A 13,211-nucleotide genomic window follows, 5' to 3' on the forward strand; every position below is an offset into this window, starting at 1 on the left:
GTCGGGCACGCCGCTCGCCAACGACACCGAGTTCGGCCTCGCGGCCTACTTCTACACCGGCGATCTCGGTCGCGCCTTCCGCGTGATGGAAGGACTGAAGTACCGGCGTCAATGAAGGCCTGATCACCACGCCGGAGGTGCCGTTCCGCGGCGTCAAGGAATCGGGCCTCGGCAAGGAAGGCGGCCTCCAGGGCATCGTGGATTATCTCGACACCAAACATGTCTGCATCGGCGGTCTCGGCGTCTAGTGGTTCCCGCCTGACATAGGAGTCCAATCAGAGATTCCCTTTCTGGCCTGCGCGTGCGAGTCTGGCGCATGCGCACAGGAAGATCGTTCACCGTTTCGTCGGCCGATCGCGTCCGTCTGACGGCGCTGATCAGGGATCGCAACGCCCCGCAAAAGCATGTCTGGCGCGCCGAGATAGTGCTTTTGCCCGCCGACGGCGTCGGCACCGGCGAGGTCATGCGCCGCATCGGCAAGTCGAAGACCGACGTCTGGCGCTGGCAGGAGCGCTTTGCCGCGGAAGGCTGTGACGGGCTGCTGCGCGACAAGACGCGACAGTGGCGCATTCCGCCGCTCGGTCCCGATGTCGGCGAGCGCGTCGTGGCACTGACGCTTGCCGATCCGCCGGGCGAGAGGACCCACTGGACCGCCGACATGATGGCGCAAGCCGCCGCAATCAGCGCCAGCGCCGTCAGGCGCATCTGGAAGGCGCATGGTCTCGCACCCCACCGCTGGCGCCAGGTTCAAGCTCTCCAATGATCCGAAGTTCGTCGACAAGTTGCGCGCCGTCGTCGGCCTCTATCTCGATGCGCCGGCCCATGCCATCGTTCTGTCGGTCGATGAAAAGAGCCAGATCCGGCGCTCGACCGCACCCACCCGGCCTGCCGATGAAGAAGGGGCGGCTCGGTACGATGAGGCACGACTACAAGCGCAACGGCACCACCACCCTGTTCGCCGCCCTCAACGTCCACTATTGTCCCGTTGACGAGAATATCATCTTAGTTGCTTGTAAAAATTTGTTCTCCACTTCCGTCTCCATCGTATCTCAGTCAACGCGATGGAGCAGGAAATGACTACAAACATTGTGAAACTGGAAGAAGGCAGGGCAATCGGCTCTAATCGTGACGTGCCGCTGTCAGATCATGAGGCGGAAGCCCTAGGGCATCTTGCGGTGGCGCTGAGTGGCATTTCGACGACCATTCGGTCCGCCGCCTACAAACACGCGCTAAACTCTAGTCACGCGATGAAGCCCCTAAAGGAGACGGAGGACGCGCTTACCGACTACGACGCCTTGGCGAGGGCGGCGGGCCGAAAGCAGCCGAAAGCGGCGGAGGAGGACGACAGGAAGGGGGACGCCCTAGCGAGAGAGGCCGCCGCACAGGTCAGCAGGGTCGATCAGACCCGATCTTCCCGCTGGAGCAGACCGCGAAGGGTACCGGTGGCATCAACGGACTACGTTCGGCAGGTGGTCATGGCAGATAGTCAGCTTGGAGCAGTGTCGGCACTGGTAAACGCGCGGCGAGTGGCTCCAGAACGCTTCCATGCTTCTGTTCCCAGTGTAGATAATAATCCGGATGCTCCGCTTCTGACCTCTTTTTCGGACTATCTGAGCAGGGTGTGCGGACTGGAGTCAAAGTCCCGCGAAGGCGTTCTCCTGGGCAGCCGCCGCTTTCTGGATTGGTTCCATCACCACCATTCCCGGCCAAGCCCTCGGCGCGTTGACGGCTGAGCATGTCCTTGCCGCTGTCGAACATCGGCTGTCACTATCGGCGACCTCCGGTACCCGCACCGGCAGCAACTTCTCACATCGTATTGGGCTGGCCACCACGACCAGAATCTCGCGCGCGTCGTCCCCAGGACGCCCCACTGGCGTTTGGCTCATCTAACCCTCGAACTCGGCTACGGCCCGTCGACGGTCTTCTTCACATGGGTCGGATTCGACGAAATGGACGAGGTCACAGGCGACGGCCATGCTGAACTGCTCGACGACGGCTCCATCGACATCACCTTCTATCACAACGGCGACGAGGCAATCCTCAAGGCCAAACGGGACACTTCTTCAACGGCCTGCTAGGAGATCCGTGTTCGCCTTGCGCTGACAAAGAAGCTCACACATGACGTCCGGGAGACGATGCTGGCAAATGGTCTGGCTGAAGCATTCCACCCACAATACCAAAGCCCGTCCCGATCCAAAGCGCTTCTAAGCACTCCACCTCAGGCGCAAGGCCGGTTGGCCAGTGCATCTTCTTGGTCCGCCGGAAGAGAACCCCGCCCGACAATAGCTTCATGAGGTCTTGCGCTGCAGTGTCGACCGTAAAAAAGGGCGCGCGAGGCGCCCTTCATTTAAACCGGCAGTCGGGAAGCAGACTTCACTCTGATATTCAAAAGCGGTAGGTGACACCTGCGCCTATCAGCCAGGGATCGAGCTCCGCCTTCCCCGTCAGCTTCGCGCCGGTCACCGTGACGTCGAAGTCCGGCTTCAGGAAAAGCTTCTTCACGTCGAAGTTGAGGCCCCAGTGCTGGTCCACCATGTAGTCGAATCCGACCTGCAGCGCCGTGCCGAACGTGTTCTTCACCTTGAGAGCATCAGCGCTGCCAGTGTCCTGGTTGTAGAAGATCGTGTAGTTCACGCCGGCGCCGACATAAGGCTTGAACGCGCCGAGATCGGTAAAATGGTACTGCAACGTGAGTGTCGGCGGCAGCAGCCAAACTTTGCCGATGTTGCCCAACCCTCCGATCGTCCCTTGGCCCGCGATGTTGGCATAAGTGGTACCGAGTATGAGTTCGGCGGCGATGTTGTCGGTGAAGAAATACGAGATATCGAGTTCCGGCGTCACCGTGTCCGAATACGAAAGACCGGAGCCGGGAAGCGTATCAACGTAGCCCAGATCTTTCGTAACGACGCCCAACGCCCGCAGGCGGACCTGCCAAGGGATTGGCGCTTCGGTGACCGAGGCTCCCGTCTCCGCCAGGACGGTCTCTGCTTGCGCAGGCTCCGCGGCGACGGCCTGCTGTCCCACCATGATCAGGGCCACCGCCGCTGCTGTTGCCCGCGCTACGCCCATTCGCGTTCTCGCCATGAGATTCACTCCTTGATGTTCAGAAAGGATGCACTGCACTATTTCGTCTCCTGCTCGAATGAATTGTTGATGGACCTCAAATGCCCCTCTTGCGTTGCAACGCGTTCCGCCGTCTCCGGAGGGTGATCGTTGAAGCCGATTGCGCTGCGGAGAAAATTGGTGCCTAGACTGATGAATGCGGCTTGCTCCCGATTGTCCTCGCCGCAGCCGTGCCCGCCTGCGCTGGCCTCGTAGAAGTAAGCGGGATAGCCAAGAGCCTGCAGTTTTGCGGCCATCTTGCGCGCATGGCCCGGATGGACGCGGTCGTCGCGTTTCGTGGTGGCGATCAGGATAGGCGGATAGGGCTGTCCCGGCGCTGCGGCGTGATAGGCGGAGATTTCCTTCAGGAAAGCCCAATCGTGAACCTTGTCCGGATCGCCATATTCGTCGATCCAGCTCGCGCCCGCCAAGAGCTTGGTGTAGCGACGCATGTCGATAAGCGGTGCTGTGCAGAACAGAGCCCCGAAATGCTCAGGATAGCGGGTCAGCATGTTTGCGATCAGCAGGCCGCCATTTGAGCCACCCTCGGCGGCAATCCGCCTCGGCAGGGTGATGCCCCTTCGCACGAGGTCGGAGGCAACGGCGGCGAAATCGTCGTGGGCGAGACGCTTGCCCTCCCTGCGCCCGGCTTCGTGCCAGCGGGTGCCGAACTCGCCGCCGCCGCGGATGTTCGCCTCGACACACGTGCCACCGCGCTCGAGCCACAGCTTGCCCAGCGGGGAGTTGTAGTAGGGCAGGAATGATACGCCGAACCCGCCATAAGCGGAAAGGTGAATCGGAGCATCTCCGTTCCCGTTCGCCGGACCAACCTGCGTATAGGGGATCAGCTCATGATCGATAGAGACTGCCTCGTGGCGCGTGACCACCAGTCCGGATGCATCGAAATTCTCCGGGCTGCGCTTCAGGATTGCTGAAGCGCTGAGAGACGGCGCGGCATTCAGATCGAACAGCAAGAGCTGCGGCGGCGTGATCGGATCCTGAGCACAGATCAGGACCTCTCCATTGGTCTCGTGAACTGCCGCATCGAATGACCAGACGTCGACAGTACCTTCGGCGGGCAGGGTGTTCAGGACTCGGCGCGTCCATTCCTGGTGGCCGGGAGTGAACATCTCGAAACGCGGTGCGAGATTGACGAGGTAAGAGATAATGAGCTTCCCGTCATTCCAGAAGAATGACTGCATGGAGCGCCTTTCCCCTGGTTGAAACAGGGTCTCAAAACGGCGTCCGCCGGCGAGGAAAGTGGAAAGCGAGATGACGATCAGCGCGTCGGCGGGATGGGTGGTGCCTCCCACCGTCCAGGGCTTGCGCGGCCTTACCGCCAGCCAGTCGCCGAAGACCCGCCACGACGCGTCGCGAGGAAGATCGATCTGCCTCCTCGGCCCGCTCCTATCGCCGATCCAGCTGATCTTCTCGAAGAAGGCCGGCTGCTCGATGAACCAAAGGCGCTCGCTGCGGCCGGTGCGGTCCGAATGACCAGACACTTGGAAGCTTTCGAACCCGGCCTCGAAGATTGCCGGCGTGGTGAGGGGATCCGCGTCACGCTTCCACAGTCGAACTGTGCGCGCATAGCCGGAGCGGGTGGCCATGCCATTACCAAGCGCACTGGAAAGCAGAAGCGTGTCAGGGTCCAGCCAATTAACGTAGCCTTTGGCCTCGGGGAGGTTGAAGCCGTCGGCGACAAAGCTCAGAGAAATCAGGTCGAATTCGCGATGCACGACCGCGTCGCTGCCGCCGCGCGACAGGCGCAGAACGGCTCTTTCCCGTCTCTCCGGCTCGATGGACGCGCCGTCCCAGATCCAGTCCTCTCCGTCGCTAGCCGCGAGAGCATCCAGATCGAGCAGTAGCTCCCATTGGGGATCCGCCTTCATGTAGGCGGCAAGGGTGGTCCGGCGCCACAGTCCGCGTGGATTACCGTCATCTCGCCAGTAATTGTAGAGGTACTGACTACGGCGCGCGATCAGGGGAAGATTGTCGCGATTGTCGAAAATGGCTGTCAGAGCCGCGCGGTCGCGCTCGAACTGCGTTCCACCGAAGTGCTTCAGAGTCCTTGCCGATTGGCCGGCGGCCCAGGCAAGTGCCCGCTCGCCCTCTACATCTTCAAGCCAGACATAGGGATCGTCGTCGGGAGCATCAAGCGTTGGACGGACATCAAATGCGTTCATGTCCGGACAGCCTTCAGAAAGAAGGGATAGAGGCTTCCGTCGGCTCGGGAACGCTCAGTGTCGGTAGCGGCGCCCACATGTTCGAAAAGCGTGATCATTGATGAGTTCTTCCAGTCGGTGCGGCATCGCAGTGCTTTTGCGCATAGGGCCGCAACCTTCGTGCCAACTGGGAAAATCGTTTCGGAACAATGCGATCGCTCTGGAAGCGTTGTGTCACATGTCCGACATCGTCGAGAATCCGACAACGAGTGCTCCTCCTAATCACCGGATCAACCTCCGGCGCCAGTCGTGGACACTGTGCAGAACTCGAGAAGTGAAGCTCATTGGAGTGAACCTGGTTGACGCCCAACATCTTCGCTCTGGAGCGCTTCACGCACACGGATTCATGGCAGACACCATGATGCGATCGATGCTGTTAGAGACCAAGCTGGCTGCGCCTGTGAGTTTCAGCCGCCAGCTGGAAGCAGCGGAGTTCTGAGGAGAAGGGTGGGGGGCCCAAGCCCTGCCGCAATCTTGGCCTGCACCGTCCCCTTGATTGTTGTGGGTCAACGTCTGCCTGCCCGCTGAATTTGGCACGCCTTACACCTACGTCACGACCAAGACCTTCCTGTTGCACTTCGGCCTCGACACACTGCGGGATTTGCCCGATTTCGAGGCGATTGAGGTTGCCGCGCTGCTCAGCAAGGAGAAGCTGCTGGCGGGCGATACTCCCATCGGGCTGGTGAGTGGTGGAGGAGGTGAGGAGCGACACTCCAAGGCCAGGACGGGCTAGCGCAGCAGATACATGGAAGTAATCGCTTGATATGAGCGGTTGAGAGTCGAATCAGGGAACTATGCGATCACTATCGATAAGAGGTGGCAATATCGATCGTGATTGTATCGGGCCACTCTACGGCGAAGGAGGCGGCAACTTGTGTCTCCGACCCGAAACGATTACCTTGCGGCCATTATGAGCAAGCATTTGGCATCCGTCTTGACGACGTGAACGCGCCCTGCAGCGTACAGCTGGACGACGCGGCGCTGGCCGATTGCTTTGCGGATCTCGATTTGGCCAAGCAGCATCCCGCTCATGTCAGCGCCTTTCTCGGCGAGGTCCCTCTCGCCCAGCAAGTCGAGTTCGCAACCGCGCACCACATTCGCGGTCGACGAGATGAAGGCTTTTGCCGCCAAGTTCTCTGCCTGGTCCGGCGAAAGCTATCCGCTCGCCGCATAATGGCTGGACATGATAGCCGACGCCCGTCCCGAATGGCGGCGGCTTTTTCGTATTATATCGACCTGATCGACAAGATGCGGCGGAACAGGGGTCCACGTGCGATGCGGCCAAAGCGGATCCAGCTCTCGAGCGCGACTACGGGGTAGGTGTGGTCGCTGGAGCCGCGGCCGACCTCGACCTCGCGCCAGCCGGTCTTGCCGCGCAGGGTGACCAGCAGCCCTTGCCGTCAAAAATCTCGATCCAGCTGGCGCCATCGCTGTTGTCGTCGCGCATGACGTCGAGACCGACGATCTCGGAGCGCCGCAGGCCGCCGCCACAGCCCAGGAGCAAAATAGCGCGGTCGCGCAGGCCCTGAGGTCGTGGCCGAGCGTGGCGATCATCGCCAGCAGATCGTCGCCAGGACCGCCTCTTTCTGCCGCGGTGGCTTTGCGTGCTTGCGGCGAATGCCGGCAAGAACCTTATAGATATGCCGCTCCGCGCGGTCCAACGGCCGGCCGCGCTGGGTAAAGTTCCAGGCGAGGCCGGAAAGCCGCCGCTCGATGGTCGCAAACTAAAGGGCAGGGGCGCCACGCTTCGGATCGCCGGCGGCGGTGCCCGAGGCACAGGCGCTGATATTGAGCCTGATCACCTTCGAGCCCGGAGGCAGGGGATCGAAGCCAGCGCGCCGGCACCAGGAGGAAAAATGCCGCCAATCCTTGGGGTAGGCGTCGCGCGTGTTCTCCGAGGTGGCGTTGTAGCCCCTCGCGGTCTCGACCAGTTCCTGGACATGCGCCGGGACTCTTTGAGCCGGGTCTCCATCTCCTTGTAGAGCTTGTCAAGCTCGCCATCGACTGGCTTCAGGTCGTCGATTGAACATTGCGTCATCATAGGCTTTGTGCCTTGTTGTAGCAGGCATCGTCCGTTCGCGCGGCGGACACAGACATCACCGTCGCTGAGCCGAGAACGACGGTAAAAGAAAATGCACTCACTGACTTCATAACCAATCTCTTTTGCGGGTGATTTAGAAACGGACGCCGAGCTTGGCGCTGAACCCGTGTGTCTGGGCATCCGAGGCGATCTGTCCCTGATAGGCGATGCCGAACGTCGCGTTCTCGGTGATGTTTACGTCAAGCCCAGCTTCGAGCAGAGCTGCGTTCTTTGCGATCGGCACGCCCTTGATGGCGAAGGAGGAACCGCCAGCAAAGGCAAGAGCGGTATCCGGCCTGACGTCGCCGAAGGCGTGGCGCCAGCCAAGACCGCCGCGCGCGGTAGCAGTCACGGTGCCGAGGGTCAGTACCGTCGACGCACGCAGACCTAGCGTGGTAAACGCCGTGTCGCTCGAGCGATCCCCGCTCGACAAGGCGGCTGCGCCGCCATTCTCGGTGAAGCCATCGGCGTCAAAATTCACATAAGCGAGATTAGCGTAGGGCTCGAAGGAAGCCGAAGCCGTATTGATACGGTAGCCGAGCTCGCCAAAGGCCTGGAACGTGCCGGCGTCGTAATCGGCCGAAAGGCTGTCGGCGAAGCCTGGAAAGACCACGGACCTGCCGGTCTCGATGCTGTGCCAGGTATAGGCAAGGCCGGAACGAAAACCGAGATTGCCGTTCTGCGTGCCGGCAAAAAGACCGAGATGGTAATTCTCGCTCGAGCCCGACGACGCGCGATCGTCCGCCTCCAAGGAGGTATGGCTGTAGCCGCTGATGAGGCCGAGCCGCCAGCTTTCGCCGACAGCCGCGTCACCGCCAGCCAGAAAGCCGCCTGTCGAGTGATCGAGACCGGCGGCATTGCCGTCGCTGTCGAGATGACCCCAGGCGCCGAAGCCACGGCCCCATACGGCGAAATTCTCACTCGTTGCCGGGGCCAGTTCCAGACCACCCAGCCCATAAGTCATCACCGGAACGCTGGAGGCACCGACGCCGTCGAACGCCGCACGGATCCGTTCGCTCGCGGCATCGCGTACAGAATGACTGTCCTCGATGAGGCCGCTATGAATGGAAGCATGAACCTCGCCTGATAGCATATCGAAAGCGTTGCGGGCTTCCGGCGCCGTCAGGAACAGGATGTTGTCCTGGATCGGATTACCGCTTCCAAGCGCCTGAGCCGCTGCGGCGACCGAGCGTTGATTGAAGGTGCTGGCTACATCGGCAAACGCCGTCGATGTGCGGCTGATATCGAGATAGACATTGTTGGCATCGTAGACGAGCTGGAAATCGACGAAGGGCGTCGCGTCTGTCGCCAGAGCCCCCGTCAGCCCGCCATAGGTGCCGCTTACGCCGCCTGCTGCGGAGAGCAGAGTATATCGGGCATCGACCGATAGCGTTCCCTGCCGCAGCAGCTCGATCTGCGCGCCGCTGTCGATCGCCGCTGCTCCGCCAACATCGATGAGATCGGACGACCTTGCGAGGTCGACCTGATAGATCGATCCGGACTGCTGCGCGAAATCGCCCGTGACAGTCAGTGTGGTGACGATCCTGCTCGGATCGGTCGCACTGCCAGGAGCGACCGTGCCGCCCTCGGAAATGGTGACCGCACCGTAGGTGCCGCCGCCTGCGACGACACCGCCGCTGTTTGCGATAGCCGTGCCCCCGATCTGCCCGTCATTCCCGAGAAAGCCGGACGTGGTCGCATCATGGGAAAGCACACCTGTATCGGCAAGCAGCAATCCCGCGCCGGAACCGACCGTCGTCATGCCGGAAAAATTGTTCTTTCCGCTCAGCGTTTGCACGCCACCGGCAACGAATAGTTTGCCGCCCATATTATTGTTATCAACGTCGAGGTCGTTGATGCTGCCGGCGAACGTGTCGTTCGAATCCGTTAGCACCAGGGTACGCTTGCCCAGTTCGACCGTTCCGCTGCCACTCAGGCTACGAATACGGGCATCGTTGTAGGCGTCGGAGATTCCCCAATAGTCGCTGCCATTTCCATGTTCGGAGATATCGAACGTGCCGTCTGCAACGACTTTCGCTGACCGTTGGATGTTGCCGAGCCCCGCAAGCGAGAGATAGGCATCCTGAGCAATATTCGTCTCGCCGGTGTAGGTGTTGACATTCGTCATCCGGACCACCGTCTTTGTATCAAGCGTCAGCGATCCGGAGCCGGAGACGACACCCGCTATGCCGAACCCGCCCTCATTCCCCATGCTCGTCGTGATCCTGCTCAGACCGGTCCCTTCGGGTGCGGATGAATCGGTAGAGAAGTTGCTGGCAGTGACGAAATGTGACGTATAAGCGGTATACTTCTTCTCCAGATCGAAAATGACCGATCTGTTTTTGAAGAAGTCAAGACCGGCAACAAAACTGGTCTGGTCATTGGGTTGTTCCGTCGTGCCGCTGGTGTAGGTGAAGTCGATATTGTCCAGCCTTACCGGATCGCCATCCGTTCCTGCGATTGTAACGCTCGGGATGTTGCCCGATGCGCTTACGATCTCGCGTTGCTCATTTCTCCGAACATTTTTAAGTTTGACGCCCGCATCCTGAAATTGCTTCAGCATCGCATCACTGATCTCCAGACTGCCACCGCCCGGTGTGCCGGTGTCGAGCAATACCGCGGTCTTGTTGGGGTCGGTGATTGGTGGGGCTCCATCCTTAACCGTGTACTGCAGATTGTAGCTGCCTTCGTATTCGGTCGAGGCATTGGCGCCAGAGCCAGGAAAATTCTGATAAGAATCCTGATCTTTTTCCTCGGGTTCTCCCCATGGCATGGCATTAGTATATTGGGCCCGGAGGCTTGGATTGAGGTTGACAATCGTGCAGGGGGAACAGCCAGGCGTTTGGTCGCTCTCGGAATCCGGATTCACATTGGCGGAGACCACGTAGCCAGACCTGGTGACACTGCCCATCATGCCCCAGACACTTGTCTTGCCAAGAAAATCGCCGGCCCCGAATGTACCTGCGAAATCGCCGCCTTCGTCTGCCATCTTGCCAGCGGTCATTTTCGCCCGCTGCTCCTTATCGGCGTGATAAGGTTCTTGGAGATCCTGACCATACATATCTTTAAGTCCATCCGTCACGGATCCCGGCGTGCACTTAAGATTGTTGTCCTTGCAATACGCATGGGTATAGACAAAATCGAGAATGCGAGCAGCCCGGTATTTCTTATCGCTTACAGACGGCCCGTCGATTGTTATCTTTTGATCTGGATCGACATATGTAAATTTATCAATTTCCACGTTCTGAAGCTTATTACCATACGTTCCGTCCCCGTACGTATATACGTAAGGCGTGTCGGCAATCGGGCGGACCCCGGTCACCTCTGACCCGATCTGCGTGTTGAGCTGGTCCGAGCCCGTGTCGAATACGTATCGCTGCGCGTTGCCATTGTTGATCTTGGCCCAGATGCCCAGGCGGTCATGGCCTTCCCCGACATACTCCAGCGGGATCGAAATCGGGTCGTCGGCCAACGCTTCTCCAGTTGGAAATGCTACCAGACCCACCCCGAGAGACACAGCCGGCAGGAATACCGTCGTCATCGCGGTGGTTGCCGCCAGAAAGTTCTTTGTCCTGAAACAAGCCTGCATACCTGGTCCTCGAAAAAGTCTCGCAAACTGATTGTTCATTGGAACGGCCTCCTGAATTGTTTAACGAGACCCTTTATGGCGGCCCTGGCTGACAACAGCCTGAAAGCTGCAAGCGGCCTGCGAGAATGGGGCGATCCTGAATGACGACAGGTGCTGTCAACAATGGATGAGTGCTCGGCCTGAAAGCTGAGCACGCTTTATGCTCAGGCTGCTGACAAGGCCAAAGCAGCGTAAGTGCGGAGTGAAATCCAAGGTCCACATGGGTCGTCGCGCTTCCCGTGCGCCTGGGAAGGCGCCGGCCCGGCCAAGCTTTCCCAGATCGTCCGGATGGCGCACAAGATACCGGTTCAGGTCGATCGAGATGGAGGCCGAGGCGTATGCCAAGGCGGTCGACTGCCTGACGAAAGATCAGAATGCGTCGCTGGCGCTCTACGATTTCCGCCGGCAGCGAGCTCAGCTCCTGCCGGGCATCCGTGTTTACTGGCGACGAGACACAAGATGTGCCCAAATTGCCACCAGACCGTCACCTGCGATGAGTTTCGGCAACTGATTTTGTCCTTTCAATCGTCGCCACTTCCTGGCCGCGGCCAACATGGGCCACTCGAAGGCAGCAGACTGGCGGCTATATGGACGGGCTGTGAGCCCGCACCGGAGACATTGGCGAAATCTACGATCTCTATAGCAACGTCAAGGAGAAGCGCGAGGTGTGTGCAGATGTGGTCAAATCACATCGAATGGCTGATCAAGCAGGCTGCGGATGACGCTCTGGCGGCGTAGCTGCTGGCATGGGCGGAAGATGCGGCGCAACAATCGTCAGAGCCTCATCGAATTGGAGATCATGCTTGACCAGCAAATGCGCGGCCAATGCTTCGATGGCTGACCAGTGATCGAGTACTAGCCGGGCCGTGCGATCTTCGATCCGCCTCCAACGGGGGCGGCGCGGCATCAGGAACCGCAACTCACCATAGATTCGCTTGGCATCCGCGTAGTCGCTGCTCCCCTCATTCCCATCGGACGCATTCATCGCCATATCGCGCGGGTCCAGATAGCCTTCGAATGCGGATTCTGCAAAAGGACCTGCCAGACACGCAACTATCTCTTGGATCGCTTCATCGCGTTGGAAATGTCGATCCATATCGTTCTCGAAAATCGGCTTTAGCTCCGAGGTGAATCCTTGCGCTGAATAGAAAACCGTGCCTTCGACAAAACCACCGCACTCTCCGTCACCGGCGTCGGGGTAAATACTAACACTTGAGAAAGCAGGGAGTTCACGGTCGTCGTCGAACATCTGACGGTGCAAAACGATGGCGGCCACCGCGTGCCCGGCTTCGTGATGCGCCACAGACGGGAGAAGATATTGGGAGGCTACATTCATGCGGTGCGGCTCTCAGATCTAGTTTCCATCCAAGCCCTGATATCGGATTCAAGCCATGCGACTCGGCCGGGGGAGATGCGACGCCGCTTAGGGAACAGGCCTGCCTTCAGAGTCGCGCGGTCGCGCTCGAACTGCGTTCCACTGAAGTGCTTCAGGGTCTTTGCCGACTGGCCGGCGGCCCAGGCAAGTGCCCGCTCGCCTTCCACATCTTCAAGCCAAAGATAGAGATCGTCGTCGGGAGCATCCAGCGTTGGACGGACATCAAATGCGTTCATGTCCGGACAGCCTTCAGAAAGAAGGGATAGAGGCTTCCGTTTGATCGGGAACGCTTAGTGTTGGTAGCGGCGCCCACATGTTCGAAAAGCGTGATCATTGATGAGTTCTTCCAGTCGGTGCGGCATCGCAGTGCTTTTGCGCATAGGACCGCAATTGTCGTGCCAACTGGGAAAATCGTTTCGGAACAACGTGATCGCTCTGGCAGCGTTGTGTCAGATGTCCGACATCGTCGAGAATCCGACAACGAGTGCTCCTCCTAATCACCGGATCAACCTCCGGCGCCAGTCGGTGACACCGCATTCCTCTGTCTTTCCAGGAGACGGCGTGGACATCAATGCCGTTCCTCACCGAACCCGCCTCCTAGCCCTTCGCCCATACGTCACGGCCGCCCCCCGGTTTGGCTTCAACCTGAAGGATTACGGCGTCCTCTTCGCAGAGAAGATCGGGTTGTTCGTGGCGCGCGCAGCGGAGCCCAAGGAGCTTTTCTGGGTTGCGGATACTGGCATGTCGATATTACGACCGTGTGTCCTTCGACAAGCTTGGTGGCTTCTTCAACCAGAATCTCGC

The 13,211-nt window shown here is 59.7% G+C and carries 8 protein-coding genes and 4 pseudogenes; 5 read left to right on the forward strand and 7 right to left on the reverse strand.

Annotated features, from left to right (window positions below):
* Positions 1-13: 13 nt before the first annotated feature.
* The 3 genes and pseudogenes from EOA16_RS16150 to EOA16_RS16165 all read left to right on the forward strand — a co-directional run.
* A pseudogene (locus EOA16_RS16150) lies at positions 14-248 on the forward strand (aldehyde dehydrogenase family protein); the annotation flags it as partial.
* Positions 249-316: 68 nt separating this feature from the next.
* Positions 317-972 (forward strand): annotated as a pseudogene (locus EOA16_RS16155) (IS630 family transposase); the annotation flags it as partial.
* Positions 973-1,877: 905 nt separating this feature from the next.
* Complete coding sequence (locus tag EOA16_RS16165) at positions 1,878-2,078, forward strand: hypothetical protein (RefSeq protein WP_244514237.1); 201 nt, start codon at positions 1,878-1,880, stop codon at positions 2,076-2,078.
* A gap of 307 nt (positions 2,079-2,385) precedes the next feature.
* Here EOA16_RS16165 and EOA16_RS16170 read toward each other — a convergent pair whose 3' ends face one another.
* Positions 2,386-3,084, reverse strand: coding sequence for an OmpW family protein (locus EOA16_RS16170; RefSeq protein WP_063169295.1), 699 nt, complete (start codon positions 3,082-3,084; stop codon positions 2,386-2,388).
* Positions 3,085-3,122: 38 nt separating this feature from the next.
* Positions 3,123-5,285: a prolyl oligopeptidase family serine peptidase gene (locus tag EOA16_RS16175; protein ID WP_082826571.1), complete on the reverse strand. Its 2,163-nt coding sequence runs from the start codon at positions 5,283-5,285 to the stop codon at positions 3,123-3,125.
* Positions 5,286-5,502: 217 nt separating this feature from the next.
* Here EOA16_RS16175 and EOA16_RS16180 point away from each other — a divergent pair, with 217 nt between their 5' ends.
* Together EOA16_RS16180 and EOA16_RS16185 are read left to right on the forward strand one after the other, a co-directional pair.
* Positions 5,503-5,763 (forward strand): hypothetical protein, encoded by a 261-nt coding sequence (locus EOA16_RS16180; protein ID WP_095769041.1) that lies wholly within the window; start codon positions 5,503-5,505, stop codon positions 5,761-5,763.
* Between the two features lie 93 nt (positions 5,764-5,856).
* Positions 5,857-6,057, forward strand: a pseudogene (locus EOA16_RS16185) (SMC-Scp complex subunit ScpB); the annotation flags it as partial.
* 161 nt (positions 6,058-6,218) lie between these two features.
* Here the strand turns inward: EOA16_RS16185 and EOA16_RS32690 are convergent.
* From EOA16_RS32690 to EOA16_RS16210, 5 genes and pseudogenes are all read right to left on the reverse strand, one after another.
* Positions 6,219-6,455, reverse strand: a complete 237-nt coding sequence (locus EOA16_RS32690; protein ID WP_063169293.1) for a hypothetical protein — start codon at positions 6,453-6,455, stop codon at positions 6,219-6,221.
* A gap of 116 nt (positions 6,456-6,571) precedes the next feature.
* A pseudogene (locus EOA16_RS33200) lies at positions 6,572-7,255 on the reverse strand (integrase); the annotation flags it as partial.
* 243 nt (positions 7,256-7,498) lie between these two features.
* The gene (locus tag EOA16_RS16200; RefSeq protein WP_082826570.1) at positions 7,499-11,032 is read right to left on the reverse strand and encodes an autotransporter domain-containing protein; all 3,534 of its coding nucleotides are present in this window, start codon (positions 11,030-11,032) and stop codon (positions 7,499-7,501) included.
* 703 nt (positions 11,033-11,735) lie between these two features.
* A complete protein-coding gene (locus EOA16_RS16205; RefSeq protein ID WP_063169290.1) occupies positions 11,736-12,368 on the reverse strand; it encodes a hypothetical protein in 633 nt (210 codons plus the stop codon).
* The gene (locus EOA16_RS16210) at positions 12,365-12,643 is read right to left on the reverse strand and encodes an AlpA family phage regulatory protein (RefSeq protein ID WP_063169289.1); all 279 of its coding nucleotides are present in this window, start codon (positions 12,641-12,643) and stop codon (positions 12,365-12,367) included. Before EOA16_RS16210 ends, EOA16_RS16205 begins: the two co-directional genes overlap by 4 nt.
* Between the last annotated feature and the right edge of the window lie 568 nt (positions 12,644-13,211).

This window comes from Mesorhizobium sp. M7A.F.Ca.US.008.03.1.1 (assembly GCF_003997495.1).
Taxonomy (GTDB): domain Bacteria; phylum Pseudomonadota; class Alphaproteobacteria; order Rhizobiales; family Rhizobiaceae; genus Mesorhizobium.

What these genes read in the sequence shown, in the direction of transcription:
- EOA16_RS16170 (WP_063169295.1), bottom strand. Translation starts at nt 3,084, where the DNA reads ATGGCGAGAACGCGAATGGGCGTAGCGCGGGCAACAGCAGCGGCGGTG.
- EOA16_RS16175 (WP_082826571.1), bottom strand. Translation starts at nt 5,285, where the DNA reads ATGAACGCATTTGATGTCCGTCCAACGCTTGATGCTCCCGACGACGAT.
- EOA16_RS16180 (WP_095769041.1), top strand. Translation starts at nt 5,503, where the DNA reads ATGTCCGACATCGTCGAGAATCCGACAACGAGTGCTCCTCCTAATCAC.
- EOA16_RS16200 (WP_082826570.1), bottom strand. Translation starts at nt 11,032, where the DNA reads ATGAACAATCAGTTTGCGAGACTTTTTCGAGGACCAGGTATGCAGGCT.
- EOA16_RS16205 (WP_063169290.1), bottom strand. Translation starts at nt 12,368, where the DNA reads ATGAATGTAGCCTCCCAATATCTTCTCCCGTCTGTGGCGCATCACGAA.
- EOA16_RS16210 (WP_063169289.1), bottom strand. Translation starts at nt 12,643, where the DNA reads ATGAACGCATTTGATGTCCGTCCAACGCTGGATGCTCCCGACGACGAT.